Genomic DNA, 23,471 nt, shown 5'->3' with positions numbered 1-23,471 from the left:
GGCGCCGATCGCGCCGGGGCGTCGGCATGACGCGCTCCATGCCGCGATGTCGTCACACGCGCTGGCAGGAGGTGGTCGAGCATCAACAAACGCTTCGTGCCGTTCAACAAGCGGTCCAGGAATATCCCGATACCCGCACTTCCGTAACTGTAATCAGCGCAGATCCGGTAATGATCGAGTCCGCCAAACGCCATGCCGACGGGCCGATCGAGCGCATGCGCAAGAATGGCTTCAGCTTGGTAGAAGGCGATATCCCTGAACCGGGGCTCGTTTAGAAAAAACGCCATGTCGAGCAGGAACTCACCGTAGCCTGCGCTGCCCTCGTCCTGCCAGATTTTGTTCGACATACGCGTCCTGACCGTATGTGCACAGTCGACGGCCATGTCGTGGTAACGCCGGTCGCCAGTGAGCGCGAAGTAACGGATGCACACAGCACCGACACCAGCAGAGCCGTACCTGTGATGGGGGAGGTTTGGTGCATGCTCTCTCGAATTCGTGTGGACCTTCCAGACGATCCTGCCCGCGACACGCGTCGCGTAGCTGAGATCGAAATCGATCGCGCGTCCGGCCGACGCGACGAAGTCATCGCGTCCGGTCGCTGACCCGAGGTAAAGCAGGAATAGCGCTACACCGCACTGACCCTCGGCGAGGCCAAGATAGGTCTTGTCTCCCGTAGGCCATGACAGGCCGCGCTCCGAATCTACGGCGTGCCCGAGCAGCCAGTCCCCGATGCGAATGGCTTCATCAAGAAAGGCTTCTTCGCCCGTCGTCGACCAGAAGTGCAACCAGGTCAGGCCCACGCCCGCACATCCGTAGTAAAGGCCCGCACGGTCGAAGACGAGCCCGTCGTCGGCGACCCTGGCCATCATGGCCCTTGCGGCGTCCCGTCGGCCCGCTAGCAGCAGACCGAGGGCCACGCCGGACAAGCCGGAATACAGACCGGGAGGACATAGCTTCGCCGCGGCCCGCCGTTCTATCCAGTCAAGCACAGGTGCGCTGATAGCGCCTTGCCGCTGGAGCAGAAACAGTGCGACGCCCGTCGCGCCATACTCCAACGATACGGGGTTGGTGACGAAGACCTCCGGGGAGGCAGGCCACAACCGATCCTCGCGTGCCAGGTCCATCGTCGAGTCCAGGAACACCTCCACGCCCGTGATTACATCGTCGATCCGACTAACCAGGTCTGGGGATGGCGAGGCGACGTCGAGAAGCTGTTCGCGCGAGGGAAACATCCTGCGCTGGACGAGGGGCAGATCGATGGCTTCGAGAAACGAGAGCGTCTGAGCAACACTCCAGCGACGATCGGGCTCGGTGTGCATCAGTCCCAAGATGAGCGTCATCAACTCCGCAGGAAGTCCAAGATCGGACAGCACGAGCGCGAGTTTCCGAAAGATGTTCTCGCGTCCGAGTTCGAGCCCCGCAGCGCTGAAAGTGAGCATGTCCAGAATCAGCACGCCAAACGCATAGCAATCGTCGGCGACGCATGGTCGTTGTGCCGACGCCTGCTCAGCGGAAGCGTAGCCAGGTGTCCATCCCTGCACCCACGGACCGGCGTCGTCCACCTCGAACGCGAATTCGAAATCGATAAACTTGATTCGCTTGTCGCTCTTGGTGAAGAGAATGTTGTTCTTGGTCAGGTCACGAAGCACGACGCCGTGCGAGTGGATAACCTGCAACCCCTCACCGATTTCGCGAATGGAGGACAGTATGCGGTCGAGACCGAATCCGGTGCTTTGATACTCGTTCGAGAAATAGAACTCCATCGAATGGCCCCAAAGGGAGATGGCGTTTAGCTTCTCTACTACGAGGAACCAATGGTCCCATGCCTGGAACAGATCTATATATTCTGGCACCAGGCCGGTGTGAGACAGTTTTTTGAGCACCCGCGCTTCACGCTTCAGGATGAACGCCGGGTCGTCCTCACTTTCCCGCTCCAGATGTCCCAGCTTGCCGCGTACCTCGCGAACGATTACCTCGCGTTGAGTTTCGGTATCGATGCCACGATAGATGCCGCCGGTTGCATTGAATTTGATGGCGCCCTGTATGACGTAGCGATCCTTGAGGCGGACGGTCTTTGGCTGATCCGGCTTTCTTACGGTGGCCGTGGAAGAAGGAAGTTCTTGTGGGCGTTGGAGCAACGGGTCGACGATGCCGGGCGGTAACCGAAACGTGGGACCGCGCACATCGTTGTACCAGGAACCATCCGGCAGGAAGAAGCCGGAGGCACTGCGTCCTGTCGCATCCACCGATGGCTTGCCGCGATGAACGCCGTAACGGTAGTAAACGACCTTGCTGTCCCGATAGGGCCGGTCAGTGAGGATGTAGGGGCCGTGCAGGTGCGATGTTGCAGCGTGCAGTTCGACAAGAATTGCCGCAAATTCATCGACATTTCTGGGATAGATGGCGATGAACTTTCCAATCTGAAAGCGCGACCAGCCCTTGCCCAGTGACATCTTGAGCATGCGACGGTCGGCGCAAAATTTAAAGGCGATCCGCGCAGAGGACATGATCCCCGCGACGATCGTCAGTGTTTCCACCGCATTGGCCTGTGTACTTGAGAGGTGGATCTTCCACCCGTGTTCGAGATCTTCGCGATCGTCGGGCGAGCAGCTCGCCCAGAAGCCCCTTTCCCTTATTTTCCACCGTTCCCCGAGCGCTGCGCGTACCACGTCGAGGAACTCGTGGGAGGGCTCGTAAGAATAGATGTTCTCGTGATAAATCGGGCTGAGGAACGAATAGGCAAAGAACGGTGACGATTCCATCTGCACCTCTGTCCATGGCTGCGACGCTCAGTCGCTTATCGCTGCGCCTTTGCGGCGCGCAAAAAAAGAATGGGCGGCCAAAGCCGCCCATCTTTTATCAACAGCCGCCGTCGTTAGCGGTGCTGGTCGAGCTCGCAATCGAGAGGCAAGCGTGGAACAGATCCTCCCAGTCAATTTCAAGGGACTGGAGGTTCAGCACGTCGTTCTTTTCGATATCTTGCGCCACAGTAGTGCTCCTTGTGATTCACTCAGAAATACCGATGCTTCGGCGGCGCCGAAGCGTCTCTTGACGTCGATCGCATGCGCAGGTCTGCGTCATGCGGGACCGACCGTATCGAATGTTTGAGAAGATTCGCAAGTGACATCGGTCCCTGGCGGCCTACGGCGCGTCGCATTCACGAGTGTTCCGTCGATTGGGTCGCACATCGGATTTAGCCGGCATAGTCGATTTGCCGTTTTTGCTTACGCGCCGGCAATTCGTATTATTTTCCGATGCAGAACGAACCAAAGATGGCGCCAAGCAAATCGTCAGATGAGTAGGTGCCGGTAATTTCGCCCAGCGCGTGCTGGGCCTGACGCAATTCCTCGGCGGCGAGTTCGCCCGCGTGAGCCGACCGTAGTGCGTCGTCCGTCAGAGATAAGTGGCGCTGTACGGACTCCAGCGCCGTGACGTGACGGCGACGCGCGCTGAATGCGCCATCCCCCGCGCCCGCGGTCGCGAGCTCACGCAACCGGGCGCGCAGCGCGTCCATACCATCGCCCGTACGCGCTGAAAGCCAAAGGACATCGCCCTCGCAGTGTGCTTCGCGCTCGTCCAGATCAATCTTGTTAATGACGATCAGACGTTTTGCATATTCGACCATGCCATCCAACAACGAAAGATCGGCATGTGCGTGCGCATCGTCGGTGACCAGCAACGCGACATCGCAGCGTGCAAGCTGGTCACGCGCACGACGGATGCCCTCGCGTTCGACGATGTCGTCGGATTCGCGAAGACCGGCCGTGTCCGCGAGCTCCAGCGCGACGCCATCGATGTGTATCGCCTCGCGAAGCACGTCGCGCGTGGTGCCCGCGACGTCAGTCACAATCGCCCGCTCTTCTCCGGCAAGCGCATTCAACAGACTCGACTTGCCCGCGTTGGGTCGCCCGACGATGGCGACAGCGATGCCATCGTTCAGACGGACACCGCGGCGAGTTTCAAGCAACAGACGGCCGAGATTTGCCCGGAGCGTCGTTAGCTTGTCGCCGATGACAGGGTCGGCAAGAAAATCGATTTCTTCTTCGGGAAAATCGATGGCTGCCTCGATGTGTACTCTCAGCTCGATAAGCTCGGCAAGCAGGGCCTCCACGCGGGCCGAGAAAACACCTTCCATCGATCGCAGTGCTGCACGTGCTCCCGCACGCGACGTCGCGGCAACAAGATCGGCGACAGCTTCCGCCTGTGCCAGATCGAGCTTTCCGTTGAGGAAAGCCCGTTCAGTGAATTCACCGGGCCGAGCGAGGCGCGCGCCCAGCGCGAGGCAACGCTGGAGCAGCGCGTCGAGCAACACGGCGCTGCCATGTCCTTGAAGCTCGACCACGTGCTCGCCGGTGTAAGACGCGGGTCCCGGAAAGGACAACAACAAGCCGCGATCGATCAGCTCACCGTCTGCGTCGTGAAACGCGGTGAAGTGCGCGTATCGCGGTGTGGGTGCCCGGCCAAGGAACGCGGCGGCAATGAAAGGAGCGAGCGGCCCCGACACGCGAACGGCACCGACCCCGGCCGCGCCGGCGCCGGTAGCGATGGCTGCGATGGTGTCGTCGCCGTGAGTCATGTCGTGCCTGTGGATAGCGAAGCGGCGCGTCTTTCGACGCGCCGCTTCAGGTGTTATGCCTTGGTGATCTTCGCCGCGGCGTCGGCTTGTTCGACACTGCGGTTGATCCACCACTGCTGGAGCAGGCTGGTCGCGCCGTTGACCGTCCAGTAGAGCACCAGACCTGACGGGAAGAAGGCGAAGAAGACACCGAAGATCAACGGCATCACCTTCATCATCTTTGCCTGGGTCGGATCCATGCCTGCGGTCGGCATCATGCGCTGGGTGAGCAGGGTGACCAGGAAGTAGAGCACCGGCAGCACGTAGAAGGGATCCGGTGCCGACAGATCGTGGATCCAGCCGAAGAACGGCGCATGGCGCAGCTCGATGGATTCGGACAACACGCGAAGGAGGCCGATGAAGATCGGGAAGGTGATCAGGATGGGCAGGCAGCCAGCCATCGGATTGATCTTTTCCTTCTTGTACAGCTCCATGGTGGCCTGCTGCATCTTCATCCGGTCGTCGCCGTAACGCTCCTTGAGCGCGGCGATACGCGGCTGCAGCTTGCGCATACGAGCGCCGGAACGGAACTGCGCGTCGGTCAGCTTGAACAGCGCGGCCTTGATCAGCAGCACGAGCAGAATGATCGCGACGCCCCAGTTGCCGCTGATCGCGTGCAACTGGGAGAGCAGCCAGTGCAGCGGCTGCGCGATGATGGTGAACCAGCCGTAGTTGCTAGTCAGCTCGAGGCCCGGTGCGATCGCGTCGAGCGTTCCCTGCAGCTTCGGACCGATGTACAGACGCGCGACACTGTCGGCGGCCTGACCCGGCGCGACCTGCATGGCCGGACCGAAGGCACGGACGAGATAGCGCGGCGTAGCCGAGTTGGGATCGACGACTGCACTGCTATAGGTGACGTTCTGATCCGCCGGCGGAATCCACGCGACGAAGAAATAATGCTGCAGCATGCTGACCCAACCGCCCGTGATGGAGCGATTGAGCGGCTTCTTCGCGAAGTCGGCCAGCGGCAGCGTTTCGAACTTGGTGTCCGGGCTGAACCAGGCGGCGCCGAAGAAGCTGTGCTGCGCCGGATCCGTATACGCCTTGAACCAGTTGACCTTCTCGTTGGCGACGCGCTGCAGCTGGTGATAAGCGTTACCCGTCCACACCGCCGTCGAACCGTTTTCGACGCGCTGGTCGAGATCGACCACGTAGTCCATGCGCTTGAGCGTATAGCGCTTCACCACCTTGACGCCCGACGGATCGGTCCAGGTCAGGTCGAGACTGACGGACTTCTGGCCATCGGCCAGGGTGGTCTCGGTCTTGTCGGCGTGGAAGAGGGCGCGGTGATCCGGCGCGGCGCCGTTGCTGCTGACCAGTCCATCCTGTGCCGCGAAAAAGTGCGCGCCCTCATCGTCGAGCAGACGGACGGGCGGCGACACCGGTTCCTTCTTCGTGACCGGGTTGGTCGGGTAATAGAGGAGCTCCGAACGGACGATGCTGCCGCCACGGGTATCGATGGTCAGGCGCAGGACGTCGTTCGAGAGGGTGACCAGCTCGGCCTTGCCTTCCGGGGCCGCGCCGTTTTCGGCCGGCACGGCGGCGGGAGCGGTGGAACCCGGCACGCTGGCGTCGCCGCCCGGCTTGCCGTTGGCATCGACCTGGGCTGCCGGCGCGGCTGGAGTCGGGGGCTGGACATAGTCCTTCTCCCACTCGGTCCAGAGGAGATACGCCACGAACATGAGCGCGAAGAAGAGAAGCGTGCGCGTTTGATTCATTGCAGGGCCAGATTGGAATGCATAAGAGAGGTCAACGCGCGATTGTGCCGTCGGCACTCTCACGCTTCAACGGCCGGATGCGACGCAGCAGGGTGTCCAGCTCGGCCAGAAGGGCCGCGCCGGTCTCTTTGACTGCGATGTCTTTAGCCATGACCAGGATGTCGACCGGAGGCAGGTCGGGGCGAGCGAGGCGAAAAGCCTCACGCGCGAGGCGCTTGATTCGGTTACGGTCGACCGCGCGCTTGGAACAGCGCTTGGAAATGGCCAGGCCGAGCCGGGCCGTGTCGACGTCGTTGTTTCCGAAGCGCAAAAGAAAACAGCGGCCGCCGAGGCGACCGCTGACTGTTCGCAACGCGGCGAAGTCGGCGGCGCGGCGTAACCGCGCATCGCGCGGCATGGCGGCGGCACGCACGACCGTCGCCCGATTACGGGATCAGACGCTTGCGACCCTTGGCACGGCGGGCGTTGATGATCTTGCGGCCGTCGGCGGTCGCCATGCGTGCACGGAAGCCGTGGGTACGGGCGCGCTTGAGCAAGCTGGGCTGGAAAGTACGCTTCATGGCGAAGACATCCGGGTGAAGATTGAATATGGCCGACAAGTATGTCCGACAATCCCGAGGACTGTCAACCGGTTGGGCCATAGCCCGTGATGTGCCTTCGCCGTGGGGGAGTCCGGCGGGGGGCCGGAACGCTGGTAGACTTGGCCGTCCACCCCGCGCGCAAGCGCCCCTTCTGTGGCAAGAATACCCGATGAGTGATCTTTGGAGGCGCTGTCTCGAGCGTCTTGAAGGCGAATTGACCGCCGAGGAAGTCCATACCTGGCTCATGCCGCTGCAGGCCAGGGAAGACGCTTCCGGGCTGCACCTGTATGCGCCCAACCCGTATTCGCTGGACACCATCCGCGATCAGTATCTGGACAAGATCCAGACGATCGCGGGACATCTGATCGGTCACCCGGTCACGGTGCGGCTGGAAGTCGGCTCGTCCGGCGGACGGCCGGTGCCCGTTCGTGTCAGCAGTGCGACGCCATCTCCCTCGCCGTCGCATCAGCCGGCATCGCGTGCGCCGGAAGCCGCTCCGGAGCCGCCGCACGTTCACAACCTTGATCTGCATTACACGTTCGAAACCTTCGTCGAAGGCAAGTCGAACCAGCTCGGCAAGGCCGCGGCGATGCAGGTGGCGATGAATCCCGGCCGCGCTTACAACCCGCTTCTTCTTTATGGCGGTACCGGCCTGGGCAAGACCCACCTGATGCATGCCGCGGGCAACATGCTGCTGCAGAACAATCCCGGCGCGAAGGTGCTCTACCTCCGCTCGGAGCAGTTCGTCAGCGGCATGGTCAAGGCGCTGCAGCAGAAGAACATGGATGAGTTCAAGCGTCGCTTCCGGACGGTGGATGCGCTGCTGATCGACGATATCCAGTTTTTCGCCGGCAAGGACACGACGCAGGAGGAGTTCTTCCATACCTTCAACGCGTTGTTCGAATCCAAGCAGCAGATCATCCTCACCTGCGATCGCTATCCGAAGGAGCTCGACAAGCTCGAGCCCCGCCTGAAGTCGCGTCTGGGCTGGGGTCTGTCGGTAGCGATCGAGCCGCCGGACTTCGAGACCCGTGCCGCCATTCTTCTGTCCAAGGCGGCGGAGAAGGATATGGAGGTGTCGGAGGACGTGGCGATGCTGCTGGCCAAACGGATCCGGTCCAACGTCCGCGATCTCGAGGGTGCGCTGAATACCCTGGCGGCACGGGCCAACTTCTATCGCAAGCCGATCACCACGGACTTCGCGGAAGAGACGCTGCGTGACCTGCTGAATACGCACGCGCAGGCGGTCACGGTGCCGAACATCCAGAAAACGGTGGCCGACTATTACCAGGTGCGTCTGTCGGACCTTCTCTCGAAACGCCGTGTGCGCTCTCTGGCGCGCCCCCGGCAGGTAGCCATGGCCCTGTCCAAGGAACTGACCGAGCACAGCCTGCCTGAGATCGGTGAGGCCTTTGGCGGTCGTGACCACACGACGGTGCTGCATGCATGCCGGACGATCCGTGGCTTTTGCGAGAAAGACGTACGGATGAGGCAGGACTGGGAACAACTCATCCGTATCTTGACGGGCTGAGAACCTGTGGATAATAGGTGGATGGACAGAGGATGAAATCGACCCTCGAAGTTGTCCACAAGACACCCACATAGCACGACCGGTTAGGCGCAATCGATATGAAATGCCAAGGTGCTGAAATTCAATAGTTTTTCCGTCTTGTCTACTTATCCACCGCCCTAACAACAACCACTAAATAAATCTTAAAAACATTAAAAGCAGGAGAAGGGGCGCATGCAATTCAGCATCCAGAGGGAAGTTCTGCTCAAACCCCTGCAGCAAGTCGTAGGCGTTGTCGAACGTCGACAGACGCTGCCGGTACTGGCCAACCTCCTGGTTCGCGCTTCCGGTAATGAGGTTTCGTTCACCGGTACCGACCTCGAAGTCGAAATGGTCGCGACGACCGCGGCTGACTCGGTGCAGGACGGTGAAATCACGATTCCGGCACGCAAGCTGTTCGACATCGTTCGCGCATTGCCCGACGGCGCGAAAATCGACCTCAAGCTCAACGGCGAGCGCATCGCGCTGAACGCGGGTCGCAGCCGCTTTACGCTGGCGACGCTGCCGTCGAGCGAGTTTCCGACCATCGACGAGATCGAACTGGTCGAGCGCGTGACGCTGCCTGAGGAAGTTCTGCGCGATCTGATGGACCGTACGGCGTTCGCGATGGCCAATCAGGACGTCCGGTACTACCTCAACGGCATGCTGCTCGACCTGCAGGAGCACACGCTGCGCTGCGTCGCGACCGACGGCCACCGCCTGGCGCTGAAGGAAACGAAGCTGGAAAGCTCGGTGTCGGCACGTCGTCAGATCATCATTCCCCGCAAGGGCGTGAACGAGCTGATCGGCCTGTTCGAAGCGGGGGAGGGTTCGGTAGAACTCGAATTCGGGCGCAATCACCTGCGCGTTCGTCGCGGCGGTGTCGTGTTCACCTCGAAGCTGATCGATGGTCGCTTCCCGGACTACGAGGCGGTCATTCCGCTCGGAGCCGACAAGTCGGCTACGATCGAGCGCGATGTACTGCGCAGCGCCCTGCAGCGCGCCGCGATCCTGTCCAACGAGAAGTACCGCGGTGTAAAGCTCGAGCTGACGCCGGGTCGCATCAAGATCGTTGCGCATAATCCGGAGCAGGAAGAAGCCCAGGAAGAAGTCGAAGCCGAGACCGTCGTCGACGACCTCGCGGTCGGGTTCAACGTGGGTTACCTGCTCGACGCACTGGGTGCGCTACGTGGCGATAAGGTCCGGATCAACCTTCGTGATGCCCAGTCGAGCTGTCTTCTGCAGGAAGAAGGCAATGATGAGGCCCGCCACGTGGTGATGCCGCTTCGCCTCTGACACCTATCCACGCTAAAGTTCGGCCACCGACGCCGGGGATGTCTTCGACACCCCGGCGTCGTTCGTTTCGACGCATGGCCAGGAAAAGCAGGGCAGCATGAAGTTCGAGTCACTTAGGATTGCCGGATTGCGAAACCTCGAAGGGGTTTCACTCACCCCCGCAGCCGGCATCAACGTTTTTGTCGGCCCCAACGGCGCCGGCAAGACCAGTGTTCTCGAGGCGGCGTATCTGCTGTCACACGGCCGATCGTTTCGTGCCGGCTCCCGGGATGTACTTCTTCAGCGTGGTGCCGGCTCGCTGTCGGTGTTTGCCGAGGTGCGGGGCAAAGACGACCGGGTTCGGCGTCTGGGGCTGGGACGGGAAGGCAGTCGCTGGCAAGCGCGTGTGGACGGCGATGCCGCCGCGTCGTTGGGCAGCCTCGTCCAGGAATGTGCGGTGGTCTGCTTTGAACCGGGCTCGCACGATCTGATCGCTGGTGCCTCGGACGAACGCCGCCGCTTCCTTGACTGGGGTTTGTTCCACGTGGAACACGCTTTCGTGAATCAGTGGCGTCGTTACCAGCGCGCGCTCAAACAACGAAACTCCCTTCTTCGCGCCGGGGGCCCGATTGAGGCGGCATGGATCGAGCCGTGGGAGGCCGAGCTTGCTACGACAGGCGAGGGTATCAGCGCTTTTCGCCGCGGATATATCGACCGGTTGCTTCCACACATTCGCGGTTTCATGGGAAACGTCCTGCCCGAGCTCGGCGAGTTCACCATTCGTTACAAGCCTGGCTGGGACGACGCGGCGGATCTGCTCTCTACATTGGCGGACCGGCGTCATCGGGACCTGGCGCGCGGTCACACCACCGTAGGACCCCATCGCGCGGACTTCTCCGTGACCTTTGAACACGCCCCGCTACGGGAACACCTGTCGCGAGGGCAGGAGAAGCTGTGCGCCCTGGCGTGCCTGTTAGGACAGGCCTCGCTTCACGCCGACATCCGTGGCGAATGGCCCGTCATATGCCTCGATGATCTTGCATCTGAGCTCGATCGTACCCATCAAGAGTGGGTAGTCGCGCAGCTTCTCGGCCGCGACGCTCAGGTCTTCGTCACGGGAACGGAGATCCCTGCCGCCCTTTCGGCACAACCGGTCACTGTGTTCCACGTGGAACAGGGTGCCGTCACGGCTTTGCTATAATCGTCCGACTGTCCCGACGCTTCCGCGCCGCATCGGGGCCGCACTCTGGCGCCACCACCAGGCATCGCATGAACGAACCTCTCGATCCGACCCATTCGAACGCGTACGACTCCGGCAGCATCAAGGTCCTCAAGGGCCTGGACGCCGTTCGTAAGCGCCCTGGCATGTACATCGGCGACACTGACGATGGCACCGGCCTGCACCACATGGTTTTCGAAGTCGTCGATAACGCCATCGATGAAGCGCTGGCGGGCTATTGCGACTACGTCACCGTCGTCATCGGCCAGGACGGCTCGGTGGGGGTTTCGGATAACGGTCGAGGCATCCCGGTCGAGATTCATCCGGAAGAGGGCATCTCGACGGCCGAAGTCGTCATGACCGTGCTCCACGCCGGCGGCAAGTTCGACGCGAATTCCTACAAGGTCTCCGGCGGCCTGCACGGCGTTGGTGTGTCCGTCGTAAACGCGCTTAGCGAGAAGCTCTGGCTGACGATCTGGCGTGACGGCAAGGAATATCGCCAGGAATACGCCCACGGTGAGGCCCAGGCTCCCATTGCCGCGTTCGGTGACACCACTCGCCGGGGCACCATGGTGCGCTTCCTGCCCAGTCCGGCCACGTTTACCAACAACATCGAGTTCCACTACGACATTCTCGCGAAGCGTCTCCGCGAGCTGGCGTTCCTGAATTCCGGTGTGACGATCGAGCTCGTCGACGAGCGCAACGATCGCAAGGACATCTTCGCGTACGAGGGCGGCATCAAGTCCTTCGTCCAGCACCTGGCCCAGCTGAAGACGGCCCTGCACCCGAATGTCGTGAGCTTCAGCTCCGAGACGGCGGACGGGATCACCGTCGAGGTGGCCATGCAGTGGACGGACGCCTACCAGGAAACGATGTTCTGCTTCACCAACAACATCCCGCAGCGCGACGGCGGCACCCATCTCACGGGTTTCCGCGCCGCGCTGACGCGCACGCTGCAGAGCTATATCGAGAAGGAAGGTCTGGCGAAGAACGCCAAGGTCGGTCTGTCAGGCGACGACATGCGCGAGGGCATGATCGCCGTTCTTTCGGTGAAGGTGCCGGATCCGAAGTTCTCGTCGCAGACCAAGGACAAGCTGGTCTCCAGCGAGGTCAAGACCGCGGTGGAGCAGGTCGTCAACGACAAGCTCGCTGAATTCCTGCTGGAGCATCCGGCGGAAGGTAAGGCCATCGCCTCCAAGGCGGTGGACGCCGCCCGTGCCCGCGAAGCGGCCCGCAAAGCTCGCGAGATGACCCGCCGCAAGGGCGCGCTGGATATCGCCGGCCTGCCGGGCAAGCTGGCCGACTGCCAGGAGAAGGATCCGGCGCTGTCCGAACTGTTCCTGGTCGAGGGTGACTCCGCCGGTGGCTCGGCCAAGCAGGGCCGTAACCGTCGCACCCAGGCCGTGCTGCCGCTGAAGGGCAAGATCCTCAACGTCGAGAAGGCACGCTTCGACAAGATGATCGCCTCCGCGGAAGTCGGCACCCTCATTACCGCGCTCGGTACGGGCATCGGCAAGGAGGAGTACAACCCGGACAAGCTGCGCTACCACCGCATCATCATCATGACCGATGCCGACGTGGACGGATCCCACATTCGCACGCTGCTGCTGACCTTCTTCTATCGCCAGATGCCGGAGCTCATCGAGCGCGGCCACGTGTATATCGGCCTGCCGCCGCTGTACAAGGTGAAGCAGGGCAAGCAGGAGATGTATATCAAGGACGACGTCGTCCTCAACGAGTACCTGATCTCGGGCGCCGTGGACAATGCGTCGCTGGCACCGGAAGAGGGCGCTCCTGGCGTCAACGGCGAAACGCTCGAGAAGCTCCTGCACGACTATCAGTCGGCGCTCGATCAGATCGCGCGCCTGAGCCACCGTTTCGACACCGCGTCCCTTACCGCGATGATCGAACACGCGCCGATGGAAGAGGGGCTCTGGGCCGACGCGTCGGGTATGCAGGCCTGGCTGGATGCCGTTGCCAAACGTCTGAGTGCCAGCGGTCTGGGTAAACCGACTTACGCGCTTCGCTTCCGTCCCGCGCTTAACGAGCAGGGCGCCGCCATCGAAGTCGAACGCATGCAGCACGGCCTGAGCCACACCTGGATCATGCCGCAGTCGTTCTTCGGCGGCGTCGAGTTCCGGGCCATCCTGACCATCTCGCGTCAGCTGGCCGAGCTGCGCATCCAGCCGGGTGCCGTCGTCCGCCGCGGTAACGCTTCGCGGGGCATCGTCAACTTCGCCGATGCGCGCAACTGGCTGCTCGACGAAGCGAAGAAGGGTCGTTCCATCCAGCGATTCAAGGGTCTGGGTGAAATGAATCCGGAGCAGCTCTGGGAAACCACGGTCAATCCGGAAACGCGCCGCATGCTCCAGGTGGGTATCGAAGATGCGGTGGCCGCGGATCAGATGTTCTCGATGCTGATGGGTGAGGCGGTGGAACCACGTCGCGACTTCATCGAATCGAATGCGTTGAAGGTCGCCAACCTGGATATCTGATCCACGGTTGCCCTTGCCGATGTCGAGCCCGGTCGCAGCGATGCGACCGGGCTCTTCTTTTTTGCGCAACGCGGCATCGCTCCGAGGAAAGACGAAAACGCCATTTTCAAGGGCCGAAAGGCTGGCGAATTTGCACCGCGCCAACAAACATATAACAAGTCATTGTTTTGACTCTTCTTTTTTATCGCACTGCGACTTGTTCTTAGGAATGAAATCGGGTTAACCTCTGTAGTCCCCCGGTGCTGCTTGTTGTGCGCCGAGTCCTACAGCCTGAGGTCATTCGATGAAACAGGGTTCCTTCGCAAAGCTCGCGCTCGCCACGGCGGTCGCTCTTTCCCTCGCCACTGGCGCAGTCTCTGCCAAAGACGCGGCGCCCAAGGACAAGAAAGAAGCGCTGTATCCGAACGCCACGCGTACGGAGCCCAAGCTCGACCTCAAGAGCGAGAAGGACCAGAAGGCCATCAACGAGGGCCTCGACGCCGCCAACAACGGCGACAAGGAGAAGGCTACCCAGATCCTGACGCCGCTCGCTGACGGTTCGGCCACCAGCAGCAAGTACGCGCAGGCGCTCGCTCTTCAGGGCCTCGCCAACATGAAGTACAACGACGGCGACGTGAAGGGCGCGATCACCACGCTCAAGCAGGCGCTCGATATCGGCGTCATGCCGAACGACACGTACTTCCAGCTCAAGTACATGTACACCCAGTTCCTCGTCGCCGACGAGCAGTACGCTCCGGCGTTGCAGTCGCTGCAGGAATGGCGCGCTGAAGGCAAGAAGGAAACCGCCGATTCGTACGGCCTCGAGGGCAACATCGATTACCGCCTCGAGAAGTATCCGGAAGCCATCGCCGCCATCAACAAGGCGAAGTCGATGCCGGACGCGAAGCCGCAGGGTTCGTGGGACCAGATCCTTGCCGCCAGCTATGCGGAGACGGGCCAGGGCGACAAGGCCGCCGAGCTCGCATCGGCCGAACTCGCCAAGAATCCGAACGACCCCACCGCGATGCAGAACGCGGCTTCCTCGCTCATCCAGGCGCAGAAGTATCCGGAAGCGATCGCGCTGCTCGAGAAGGGCCGTGCCGCCGGCGCGTTCAAGGACGAGAAGCTCTACATCAATCTCGCCAAGGTCTACCTGATCGACGGTCAGGACCATACCGACCGCCAGGAAGCCAACGCGTCGAAGGCGCAGGCGGTTCTCGAAGATGGTCTGGCCAAGGGCATCGTCAAGCCGTCGGCTGAGGTCTACAAGCTCCAGGGCGACGCCGCCATCACCGGTGGCAACGAGAGCGCGGCTCTCGCTGCCTACCAGAAGGCCGCCCCGCTCGCGAAGGATGGTGAGGTCACGCTCAGCGTGGCGCGCCTCCAGCTGCAGAAGAATCAATACGCCGCCGCTGAGAAGTCGGTGACGGATGCCATCAGCAAGGGCGTTCAGCATAAAGGCCAGGCCTATATGGTGCGCGCGGAAGCCAAGCGTGGTCAGAAGAACAAGCAGGGTGCTATCGCGGACATGAAGCTCGCGGCGCAGGACCCTGAAACGTCTGCCAAGGCCAACGCCTGGTTGAAAAATGCAAACAACACCAAGTAAGCGTCTGTAAAGTGCCGGGAGTGGGGATTTTCAAGCGTCATAAATCCTCCCTTCAGGCGCTATACAAACGCCATATGCTGGTGTAACTTGCATATCTTTCCGCTTGCAGAAACCTGCGTTTTCGGCAATGTCAAATGCCGAACGTCGGACTCAGCAGTGCGGGCTCACTTCCGCTTGATTAGCTCTTGATAGTGACTGATGGCCTCAAGTAACGAATCAACCGGCCAAGCGCCGTTTAGTTGGGGGCGCACCAGCGCGTTGGCAGTCGCCATCGCTCTGCACTCGTTCGCTTTCCTTGTGCTTGTTGCGCCTATGGCGCCGCCCAAGACGCAGGAAAAGCAGAAGGAGAAGGTTGTGCAGGTCGATTTTATCGAGCCGCCGCCGCCCCCGCCCCCTCCGCCGCCGCCGCCGCCGGAACCACCCAAGCAGCCGCCGCCGAAAATCATTCAGCAGGTGAAGCCGCCGCCGACTCCGCCGCCGCCGGCTCCACCGCCGCCGGCAGTTGAAGAGGCGAGCTCGAACCCTGTTCCGGCACCGCCGCCGGCGCCTCCCGCGCCGCCAGCTCCGCCGGCAGATATCGCAGCTACCGCGGATATGTCGTACCGTCAGCGTAACCCGCCAAAGTATCCGCCTCAGGCGGTGCGTCAGCGGCACGAAGGTACGGTGGTACTTCTGGTTCTCGTTGGTGTCGACGGTTCGCCGAAGGATGTCAAAGTCGATCAGTCGAGCGGTTTCCGCGAACTGGACAAGGCAGCAGAAGACGCGGCCAGGAACTGGAAATTCAACCCGGGTAAACGAGGCGGCCAACCTGTAGAAGGCTATGCACGTGTCCCCGTTACGTTCAACCTAAACCAGCTGTAAGCCCCCACACTTACATCTTTTAAGTTCACGCTTGACTTCCCAAGGGTAGCGTTATGTTGCAAGACACCTCCGCTCAGCCTGCACAGCCAGGTCAAAACTCCAACGCCGACGCCCTCAAGCAGATGGGCTTCGATCACCTTATCCACAACTTCGATCCGCTCGGTTGGATCGTGTTCGTGGTGCTGGTCGCGATGTCCGTGCTCTCGTGGTACTTCATCGTCGCCAACTTCATCCGTAACAGCATGGTGCGTGCGCGCGCCGACAAGGTCATCCAGGGCTTCTGGAACACCTCGTCGACGCAGGAAGCCATCCGTATGCTCGAAGAGCAGCCGAAGGGCGAACCGTTCTCGAAGATCGCGCTCGACGCCGCTTCGGCCGTTGCTCACCACCAGCAGGCTGCTGGCGGTCGCCTCGCCGAGACGCTGTCGCGTTCGGAATTCATCGACCGCGCTCTGCGCCAGGCCGTGGCTCGCGAGAGCCTGCGTCTGGAAGGCGGCCTGACCCTGCTCGCCACGGTCGGCTCGTCGGCCCCGTTCATCGGTCTTCTCGGTACGGTGTGGGGTATCTACCACGCGCTTATCGGTATCGCCGCTTCGGGTTCCGCGTCGATGGATAAGGTTGCCGGTCCCGTCGGTGAAGCTCTGATCATGACCGCGTTCGGTCTGTTCACCGCTATCCCGGCCGTGCTCGCGTACAACTTCTTCATGCGCTCCAACCGCCTGACCTACGCCAAGTTCGACGAATTCGCGCACGACCTGCACGACTTCTTCGCCACCGGCGCTCGCGTCGAAGGTACGGCGCCGGTCGTCGTCAAGAAGTAAGGAGCTGACCCATGGCTATGTCCAGCGGTGGCAACAGCGGTGGTCCGATGTCAGATATCAACGTCACGCCGCTCGTCGACGTGATGCTGGTTCTGCTGATCATCTTCATGATCACGGCGCCCCTGATGTCCCATAAGGTCCAGATCGATCTGCCGAAGGCTAATCCGAACGTTAAGGATGACACCCCGGTCGAACCGATGGATCTCGCGGTCAAGCCGGACGGTACGTACTTCCTCAATGACGGTGAAGTCAGCGAGGCTGAACTGAAGGCTCAGTTCGCGGTTGCGGCGGCGAAGTCGCCGCAGCCGGAACTCCAGATCCGTGCGGACCGCACCACCGAATATAAGGTGGTGAAGAAGATCCTTGGCGATGCCAAGGAAGCCGGTATGGTCCACGTCGGCTTCATGTCGACCGGCAAGGAGTAACGAACATGGCATTCAGCTCAGGCAACTCTGGTGGTCCCATGGCGGACATCAACGTGACGCCGCTCGTCGACGTCATGCTGGTTCTGCTCATCATCTTCATGATTACGGCGCCGATGCTGTCGCATAAGATCAAGATCGATCTTCCGCAGCCGAACCCGAACGTGCAGAACCCAGAGAATCCGCCGGATCCCGTCCGGCTGCAGATTCGCCAGGATGGCTCGCTGTACTGGAACGATACGCCGGTTGACGAGCTTGGCCTCAAGGCCCAGATCGCGGTGATCGCCACGCAGTCGAACCAGCCGGAACTGCAGATCGACGCGGACGACGCGGCACAGTACGAGGTCGTGGCTCGCGTGCTTTCCGACGCTAAGGGCCAGGGCCTGACCAAGATCGGTTTCGTTAACTCGAACTGATCCAGGGTCTGTCCGGTTAGACGAAAAACCCCGCCATTCGGCGGGGTTTTTTTTTGCTCCTGTAGGGAGCCAGCCCTGCTGGCGATTCCAGCCGCCTCAGGACAAGATCTCGAGATAAGCCTTCACCGTATTGGTAAGCCCCTGATACAACGCCTCACCAATCAGCGCGTGCCCGATCGACACCTCGGCCAGGCCGGGAATCGCCGACTTGAACGTGCCCAGGTTTGCCTGGCTCAGATCGTGCCCGGCGTTCACGGCGAGGCCGGCCTGCTGGGCACGTTGCGCCGTGTCGGAAAACGCAGCCAGCTGCTTCCGCGCATCGCCCTCGGCAAACGCTTCGGCGTACGGCCCGGTATAGAGCTCGATCCGCTGCACACCGATGGCTGCCGCCTCGGCAAAGCCCTCTCCCCCGGCATCGACGAAGACACTGACACGGCAACCGATCTCGCGAAACGCCGCGACGATGGGCTTGAGCGTCTCGATGTCTTTCGTCAGATCGAAGCCGTGATCCGACGTGATCTGACCGTCGCCATCCGGTACGAGTGTGACCTGATTCGGCCGTACTTCCCGGGCGAGTTCGAGGAGACCCGGGTAAGCGCCGCGTGGGCCTGCAAAGGGATTGCCTTCGATGTTGTATTCGACGCGTCCCCGCAACAGACCGGCGATGACACGGACATCGGCTGGCGTGACATGACGCATGTCGGGCCGCGGATGCACGGTGATGCCGCCGCAACCTGCCTCGATGCAGGTGTGCGCCGCTGTGGCGATATCGGGCTCGTTGCCGCCGCGCGAATTGCGCAGCACGGCGATCTTGTTCAGGTTTACGCTGAGTAGTGTCATCGACCGTCCAAAAAAACGCACGCCACCATTGCGACGTGCGTAATGACTGTCTTCCCAGCATAACTCGCCACATCCCTGTGGCGCACTCCACGGTCACGCACACACACGTAACTGAGACACGGCTCGCGGGGAAAAGGTTCAAAGCGCAGATGTGAAGACGCGGATCGAGCGTTCACCGCCGCGCCAGGCCACCGCGGCGACCGTTCCGCCGGCGAGCCCGAGCGGATGCACCTGCCAGGCCCGCGCGGGTGCTATGTCGCCGTCGAAGTCCTTCGGGTGCGTGCAGTTGCCGACGATCTCAAAGGCCGCGCGATGCAGACCGTAGGACAGGCCGCCTCCGTGGGCCTTTAGCACCGCTTCCTTGGCCGTCCACAGCGCGAGGAAGGCGGACAGCAGGTTCGCTGAAGGCAGCGTCTCCAGCCATGCCGTCTCGCTGGCCGCGAAGAAACGACGCGATAGTTCGAGCGCCCGGGCGCGGGGCCGGATCGTCTCGATGTCGACGCCGACCTGGAAACCGACAGGCCCCCTTCCGACCGCCAGAACGGCCACGTCACCGCTGTGCGACCAGCTGAAACCAAGGGTATCGAAGGGGGCGGGAAAATAGGGCTTGCCGTGTTCAGCGCGCGCGATACGAGGAGCGGCTGGGCCGGCGTATGCCGCGAGCAGTTCGGCGAAATGCGCCTCACCGGCACCACCGGCCCATGACCCATGCCAGATATGGATCTCATCGTCGTGCAAGGGAGGAACGGATAGTGGCGACGTCATTCCGACGATGCTGCTTCGTATCGGGCGTTGGAGCAAGTCCTGCAACGGTCGCCGCAAAGCCCTAGAATCGACCTGTGCAAACCGGGGAGCACCATTCGTGATCGCAGGCTGGCTTCTGCTGCTGGTGGCCCTTCTGTACGTGGGGCTGCTGTTCGTCATCGCGTACGTCGGTGACCGGCGGCCACTGTATCCCCGTCAGCCTCGACTGCGCCCGCTCGTCTACAGCCTGGCGCTCGCTGTCTACTGTTCGTCGTGGACGTTCTATGGCGCGGTCGGCACCGCGGCACGGTCCGGCCTCTCCTACCTCCCGATCTATCTTGGTCCGCTGTTGCTGTTCGTCTTCGGATTCGGCCTGCTTCAGCGTCTCGTTCTCGTGGCGCGCGAGCGCAACATCACCTCGATCGCCGATTTCATCGCCGCGCGTTTCGGCAAGTCGCACGGTCTCGCCGCGCTCGTCGCCATCATCGCCGTCGTCGCGATCATTCCGTACATCGCGCTGCAGTTCAAAGCCGTGGCGATGTCGTTTGCCGTGCTCGGTGCCGGTAACTCGGCATGGTGGTTCGGCGACACCGCGTTATGGTGTGCCGCCCTCCTCGCGGTCTTTGCGATCCTCTTCGGTACGCGCAACATCGACGCCACGGAGCACCACCACGGCATGATGCTCGCCGTCGCGGTGGAGTCGCTGGTCAAACTGCTGGCCTTCGTCGCCATCGGCATCTATGCCTGCATGCATGGTCCCGGATTGCAGGAAACGCTTCGCGCGCCGGTGCTCCAGATCGAGAAAGGCAGCCTGCCGCCCGGGTTTGTCGCACAGACCCTGCTCGCCTTCTGCGCGATGTTCTGCCTGCCCCGTCAATTCCAGATCGGCGTGGTCGAATGCGAAGATCCACGCGATCTGCGCCGTGCAAGATGGCTGTTCCCGATCTACATGATCCTGATCTCCGCCGCCGTGCTTCCCATCGTCAGCGCCGGCATGGGCCTGAGTCAGGTCCGGGGTGGGCACCTGGACGCGTGGGTGCTGAATCTTCCACTGGCGCTGGGCGATAGCGGCATGGCGCTGCTCGCCTTCGTTGGCGGGTTTTCCGCGGCGACCGGCATGGTCATCGTCGCCGCTGTCGCCCTCGCGACGATGATAAGCAATGACTTGGTCATGCCTGCGCTGTTGCGCATCCGTCGCCTCGACCTCGAGAAACGTGGCGATCTGTCCAACACCGTGCTGCTGATCCGCCGCATCGCGATCGTTGGCCTTGCGGCGCTTGCGTACATCTATTATCGGATCATCGCGGACGCCGAGAACCTTGCCGCGACCGGTCTGCTGTCGTTCGCCGCGGTCGCCCAGTTCGCTCCCGCCATCGTGTCGGCGCTCTACTGGCGCGGTGCCAGTCGCACGGGCGTGCAGGTCGGCTTGCTCGCCGGCTTCGCCGTCTGGACTTACACCCTGCTGCTACCGGCAATGACGCGTGCCGGGTGGCTCGGCACGCCGTGGATGGAAGAAGGTCCGTTCGGCATCGGCTGGCTGAAGCCGACGGAGCTCTTCCACCTGACCGGATGGGAGCCGGTGACGCACGGCACGTTCTGGTCGTTGCTGATCAATATCGGCTGCCTCGTCTTCATCTCGCTGCGTTTTCGACCCAGCGTGGCGGAACGCCTGCATGCGGCGCTCTTCGTGGACCCGTTCGTGCGCAGCGTCGGTGGCGCGGGCGACTGGCGCGGCCGCGTCACCGTTCGCGACCTCGGTACGATCGCCGGTCGCATCGTCGGCGAGCGCGTTACCGCACGTGCCTTCCACGAGTACGGTGAGCGCCACGGTGTCACCCTCACCCCGTCGGACGCCGCCGATCGACCATTGATTCAGTTCACGGAGCGACTGTTAGCCAGCGCCGTCGGCGCCGCCAGCGCGCGCCGCATTCTCATGGGCGCCCTCTCCGGTACCGGCCTGGATATCGCCGAAGCGATGGCGCTGCTCGACGAGGCATCGCAGGAGTTGCGTTTCAACCGCGAGCTGTTAGCCACCACGCTCGAAAACGTCTCGCAAGGAATCAGCGTGGTCGACGGCGACATGCGTCTGGTCGCGTGGAATCGCCGCTACGTGGAACTGTTCGACTACCCGGACGGGATGGTGTACGTCGGCCTTCCCGTCGCCGATCTCATTCGCTGGAACGCCGAGCTGGGCGAGTGCGGACCGGGCGAGGTCGACGAACACGTCGCCAAACGAATCCGCTATATGCGCGCGGGCTCACCGCATGTGTTCTCACGCGTGCGTCCCGATGGCACCGTCATCGAGATGCGTGGACGCGCGTTACCGGGCGGCGGATTCGTTACCACCTTCACGGACGTCACCGCGTACAAGTCGGTCGAACAGGCGCTGATCGACGCGAACGAGACACTGGAACAGCGTGTCGAAGACCGTACGGCCGAGCTGTCCGAAGCGCTCAACGCCACCGCGATGGCGCGTCGCGATGCGGAAGCGGCGAACGCGTCGAAGACACGTTTCCTCGCGGCCGCGAGTCACGATCTGTTGCAGCCATTGAACGCCGCGCGTCTCTTCACCTCCGCATTGCGACAACACCCTGGCCTGGATGGTGAAGCGGCCGGACTGGCCGAGCGCATCGACGCATCCTTCCGCGCTGCCGAAGATCTACTCGACGCGCTACTGGATGTGTCACGGCTGGATGCGGGCAGCTACCGCCCCGAGGTCGTTCCGTTCGCACTGGCCGATCTGTTCGACTCACTGAAACAGCAGTTCGCCGTCGTAGCCGAACAGCGTGGCCTCACGCTGCGTGTGGTTCCTTCGTCGTTGTCCGTGCGATCCGATGCACAGCTGCTGCGCCGTATCGTCGCGAATTTCCTCTCGAACGCACTCCGCTATACGCGTTCGGGTGGCGTACTGCTCGGCGTCCGCCATGTCGGAGAACATCTTCGCATCGAGGTCTGGGACAGTGGCCCAGGCATCGCGGAAGAACAGCAGGCACGCATCTTCGGTGAGTTTCAGCGCCTCGAGCGACCGTCGCCCTGGGGTGAAAAAGGACTGGGCCTCGGGCTATCGATCTGCGATCGCCTCGCCGGCATTCTCGAGCATCCGCTGGGACTTCGCTCGCGCGTCGGACGCGGTAGCTGCTTCAGCATCACGGTGCCGCGCACGGCATCGGTCTCACGTAAGCGCGCACCGGCGATGGCGCGGCCCGGCGGTGGTGAGCAGCTGCCATTGACGGTGCTGTGTCTCGACAACGACGACACGATCCTGGACGGGATGCAGGCTTTGCTCGGTCGCTGGGGCGTCGATTGTCGTGTAGCGATCGACCTGCCGACGGCGCTCGATATCCTGTCGAGAACGCACGTGGATCTGATCCTTGCGGACTACCATCTCAGCGATGAGATGGACGGGCTCGAGGCGTTGCGGCTGATGGGAACGAAAGTCGCACCGATGCCGCCAGCGGCGATGGTGACGGCGGACGGGAGTACCGAGTTGAAACAGCGTGCGCGGGCGTTGGGTTATCCGTTGCTGCATAAGCCGGTGAGGCCGGCGGCGTTGCGGGCGATGCTGGTGGCATTGGCCAAGCGCGCAGGGTCGAATGCGGCGTAATGGAAGAGCGTCGCACGCAAGGCGCGCTGCTACCTGTAGGAGCGCGCCTTGCGCGCGACGCTCTTAATTGGCGCCTGGAAACGCCTCCTTCTCCACATCCAGATGACTCGCCGCCAGGGCGACCTGAGTACGGTTGGACACGCCGAGCTTGCGCATGATGGCCGTCATATGCGCTTTGACGGTCGCCTCGGATACCCCAAGGTCATAAGCGATCTGCTTGTTGAGCAGCCCTTCGGCAATCATGTTCAACACGCGAAACTGCTGTGGCGTGAGCGAGGCGACGCGTGCGGCGACGTCGGCCTCGTCAGGCTTCAGTTCGACATTCCCGCCGACCAGCTGATGAGGCAGCCACACGTCGCCGTCGAGCACGGTGCGCACCGCTTCGACGATCTGATCGACCGCCGCGGACTTCGGAATATAGGCCGAGGCACCGTGCGCAAGCGCCCGACGCGCGACCTGTGCTTCCTCATGACCGGAGACCACGATGGTGGGCAGGCCTGGATACTGCCCACGAATGTGCGCGAGCGCGGAATACCCGCGCGCGCCGGGCATATGCAGATCCATCAGTAACAGGTCCGCATCCGGGACGGACTCGATCACCGCGAACAAGGCGGGTACGCTGTCGGCCGTGTGCACGGTGGCGTCAGGTAACGCGGCAAGCACCGCGCGCTGCAAGGCATCGCGGAACAGAGGATGGTCGTCGGCGATGATGACATCGGACATGCG

Annotated in this window: 18 protein-coding genes and 1 pseudogene; 10 read left to right on the top strand and 9 right to left on the bottom strand. The window is 62.2% G+C overall.

The window, feature by feature from the left end; translation table 11 throughout:
- Window positions 1-101 precede the first annotated feature (101 nt).
- The 6 genes and pseudogenes from J2X57_RS08295 to rpmH all read right to left on the bottom strand — a co-directional run.
- Window positions 102-2,453: pseudogene (locus tag J2X57_RS08295) on the bottom strand (lanthionine synthetase LanC family protein); the annotation flags it as partial.
- A gap of 406 nt (window positions 2,454-2,859) precedes the next feature.
- Entirely contained in the window at window positions 2,860-2,988 is a 129-nt protein-coding gene (locus J2X57_RS08290) for a hypothetical protein (RefSeq protein ID WP_255349727.1), read from the bottom strand.
- 256 nt (window positions 2,989-3,244) lie between these two features.
- Window positions 3,245-4,576: a tRNA uridine-5-carboxymethylaminomethyl(34) synthesis GTPase MnmE gene (gene mnmE / locus J2X57_RS08285; protein WP_036109017.1), complete on the bottom strand. Its 1,332-nt coding sequence runs from the start codon at window positions 4,574-4,576 to the stop codon at window positions 3,245-3,247.
- A gap of 53 nt (window positions 4,577-4,629) precedes the next feature.
- On the bottom strand, window positions 4,630-6,333 hold the full coding sequence (gene yidC / locus J2X57_RS08280; RefSeq protein WP_309865680.1) for a membrane protein insertase YidC: 1,704 nt from the start codon (window positions 6,331-6,333) through the stop codon (window positions 4,630-4,632).
- A 31-nt stretch (window positions 6,334-6,364) separates the two neighbouring features.
- Window positions 6,365-6,745, bottom strand: a complete 381-nt coding sequence (gene rnpA / locus J2X57_RS08275; RefSeq protein ID WP_051943132.1) for a ribonuclease P protein component — start codon at window positions 6,743-6,745, stop codon at window positions 6,365-6,367.
- A gap of 13 nt (window positions 6,746-6,758) precedes the next feature.
- Complete coding sequence (gene rpmH / locus J2X57_RS08270) at window positions 6,759-6,893, bottom strand: 50S ribosomal protein L34 (RefSeq protein ID WP_036109021.1); 135 nt, start codon at window positions 6,891-6,893, stop codon at window positions 6,759-6,761.
- Window positions 6,894-7,083: 190 nt separating this feature from the next.
- On the opposite strand from rpmH, the gene dnaA reads away from it, so the two are divergent.
- From dnaA to J2X57_RS08225, 9 genes are all read left to right on the top strand, one after another.
- On the top strand, window positions 7,084-8,445 hold the full coding sequence (gene dnaA, locus J2X57_RS08265; RefSeq protein ID WP_036109024.1) for a chromosomal replication initiator protein DnaA: 1,362 nt from the start codon (window positions 7,084-7,086) through the stop codon (window positions 8,443-8,445).
- A 213-nt stretch (window positions 8,446-8,658) separates the two neighbouring features.
- On the top strand, window positions 8,659-9,759 hold the full coding sequence (dnaN, locus tag J2X57_RS08260) for a DNA polymerase III subunit beta (protein ID WP_036109027.1): 1,101 nt from the start codon (window positions 8,659-8,661) through the stop codon (window positions 9,757-9,759).
- Window positions 9,760-9,856: 97 nt separating this feature from the next.
- Entirely contained in the window at window positions 9,857-10,939 is a 1,083-nt protein-coding gene (recF, locus tag J2X57_RS08255; RefSeq protein ID WP_308847937.1) for a DNA replication/repair protein RecF, read from the top strand.
- A gap of 68 nt (window positions 10,940-11,007) precedes the next feature.
- The gene (gene gyrB, locus J2X57_RS08250; RefSeq protein WP_308851896.1) at window positions 11,008-13,452 is read left to right on the top strand and encodes a DNA topoisomerase (ATP-hydrolyzing) subunit B; all 2,445 of its coding nucleotides are present in this window, start codon (window positions 11,008-11,010) and stop codon (window positions 13,450-13,452) included.
- A gap of 283 nt (window positions 13,453-13,735) precedes the next feature.
- Complete coding sequence (locus J2X57_RS08245) at window positions 13,736-15,037, top strand: tetratricopeptide repeat protein (protein ID WP_079521146.1); 1,302 nt, start codon at window positions 13,736-13,738, stop codon at window positions 15,035-15,037.
- 198 nt (window positions 15,038-15,235) lie between these two features.
- Window positions 15,236-15,898 (top strand): energy transducer TonB, encoded by a 663-nt coding sequence (locus J2X57_RS08240; RefSeq protein WP_036109037.1) that lies wholly within the window; start codon window positions 15,236-15,238, stop codon window positions 15,896-15,898.
- Window positions 15,899-15,951: 53 nt separating this feature from the next.
- A complete protein-coding gene (locus J2X57_RS08235) occupies window positions 15,952-16,719 on the top strand; it encodes a MotA/TolQ/ExbB proton channel family protein (protein ID WP_036109039.1) in 768 nt (255 codons plus the stop codon).
- Between the two features lie 11 nt (window positions 16,720-16,730).
- Window positions 16,731-17,144 carry a biopolymer transporter ExbD gene (locus J2X57_RS08230; RefSeq protein WP_036109042.1) on the top strand — a complete coding sequence of 138 codons (414 nt, stop codon included), beginning with the start codon at window positions 16,731-16,733 and terminating at the stop codon, window positions 17,142-17,144.
- A 5-nt stretch (window positions 17,145-17,149) separates the two neighbouring features.
- Window positions 17,150-17,557, top strand: a complete 408-nt coding sequence (locus J2X57_RS08225) for a biopolymer transporter ExbD (protein ID WP_036109046.1) — start codon at window positions 17,150-17,152, stop codon at window positions 17,555-17,557.
- Between the two features lie 96 nt (window positions 17,558-17,653).
- On the opposite strand, the gene J2X57_RS08220 is transcribed toward J2X57_RS08225, so the two are convergent.
- On the bottom strand, window positions 17,654-18,397 hold the full coding sequence (locus tag J2X57_RS08220) for a pyridoxine 5'-phosphate synthase (protein WP_308846636.1): 744 nt from the start codon (window positions 18,395-18,397) through the stop codon (window positions 17,654-17,656).
- 138 nt (window positions 18,398-18,535) lie between these two features.
- Window positions 18,536-19,162, bottom strand: a complete 627-nt coding sequence (locus J2X57_RS08215) for a 4'-phosphopantetheinyl transferase superfamily protein (RefSeq protein WP_309865657.1) — start codon at window positions 19,160-19,162, stop codon at window positions 18,536-18,538.
- 97 nt (window positions 19,163-19,259) lie between these two features.
- Here J2X57_RS08215 and J2X57_RS08210 point away from each other — a divergent pair, with 97 nt between their 5' ends.
- Complete coding sequence (locus tag J2X57_RS08210; protein ID WP_309865655.1) at window positions 19,260-22,745, top strand: PAS domain-containing hybrid sensor histidine kinase/response regulator; 3,486 nt, start codon at window positions 19,260-19,262, stop codon at window positions 22,743-22,745.
- Window positions 22,746-22,808: 63 nt separating this feature from the next.
- On the opposite strand, the gene J2X57_RS08205 is transcribed toward J2X57_RS08210, so the two are convergent.
- On the bottom strand, window positions 22,809-23,468 hold the full coding sequence (locus J2X57_RS08205; RefSeq protein ID WP_036109056.1) for a response regulator transcription factor: 660 nt from the start codon (window positions 23,466-23,468) through the stop codon (window positions 22,809-22,811).
- Between the last annotated feature and the right edge of the window lie 3 nt (window positions 23,469-23,471).

Origin of the sequence: Luteibacter sp. 1214, assembly GCF_031455395.1 — a bacterium.
Classification (GTDB): Bacteria; Pseudomonadota; Gammaproteobacteria; order Xanthomonadales; family Rhodanobacteraceae; genus Luteibacter; species Luteibacter mycovicinus.
This window is presented reverse-complemented; position numbering and strand designations above follow the sequence as displayed.

What these genes read in the sequence shown, in the direction of transcription:
- mnmE (WP_036109017.1), bottom strand. Translation starts at nt 4,576, where the DNA reads ATGACTCACGGCGACGACACCATCGCAGCCATCGCTACCGGCGCCGGC.
- yidC (WP_309865680.1), bottom strand. Translation starts at nt 6,333, where the DNA reads ATGAATCAAACGCGCACGCTTCTCTTCTTCGCGCTCATGTTCGTGGCG.
- rpmH (WP_036109021.1), bottom strand. Translation starts at nt 6,893, where the DNA reads ATGAAGCGTACTTTCCAGCCCAGCTTGCTCAAGCGCGCCCGTACCCAC.
- dnaA (WP_036109024.1), top strand. Translation starts at nt 7,084, where the DNA reads ATGAGTGATCTTTGGAGGCGCTGTCTCGAGCGTCTTGAAGGCGAATTG.
- dnaN (WP_036109027.1), top strand. Translation starts at nt 8,659, where the DNA reads ATGCAATTCAGCATCCAGAGGGAAGTTCTGCTCAAACCCCTGCAGCAA.
- recF (WP_308847937.1), top strand. Translation starts at nt 9,857, where the DNA reads ATGAAGTTCGAGTCACTTAGGATTGCCGGATTGCGAAACCTCGAAGGG.
- gyrB (WP_308851896.1), top strand. Translation starts at nt 11,008, where the DNA reads ATGAACGAACCTCTCGATCCGACCCATTCGAACGCGTACGACTCCGGC.
- J2X57_RS08245 (WP_079521146.1), top strand. Translation starts at nt 13,736, where the DNA reads ATGAAACAGGGTTCCTTCGCAAAGCTCGCGCTCGCCACGGCGGTCGCT.
- J2X57_RS08240 (WP_036109037.1), top strand. Translation starts at nt 15,236, where the DNA reads ATGGCCTCAAGTAACGAATCAACCGGCCAAGCGCCGTTTAGTTGGGGG.
- J2X57_RS08235 (WP_036109039.1), top strand. Translation starts at nt 15,952, where the DNA reads ATGTTGCAAGACACCTCCGCTCAGCCTGCACAGCCAGGTCAAAACTCC.
- J2X57_RS08230 (WP_036109042.1), top strand. Translation starts at nt 16,731, where the DNA reads ATGGCTATGTCCAGCGGTGGCAACAGCGGTGGTCCGATGTCAGATATC.
- J2X57_RS08225 (WP_036109046.1), top strand. Translation starts at nt 17,150, where the DNA reads ATGGCATTCAGCTCAGGCAACTCTGGTGGTCCCATGGCGGACATCAAC.
- J2X57_RS08220 (WP_308846636.1), bottom strand. Translation starts at nt 18,397, where the DNA reads ATGACACTACTCAGCGTAAACCTGAACAAGATCGCCGTGCTGCGCAAT.
- J2X57_RS08215 (WP_309865657.1), bottom strand. Translation starts at nt 19,162, where the DNA reads ATGACGTCGCCACTATCCGTTCCTCCCTTGCACGACGATGAGATCCAT.
- J2X57_RS08205 (WP_036109056.1), bottom strand. Translation starts at nt 23,468, where the DNA reads ATGTCCGATGTCATCATCGCCGACGACCATCCTCTGTTCCGCGATGCC.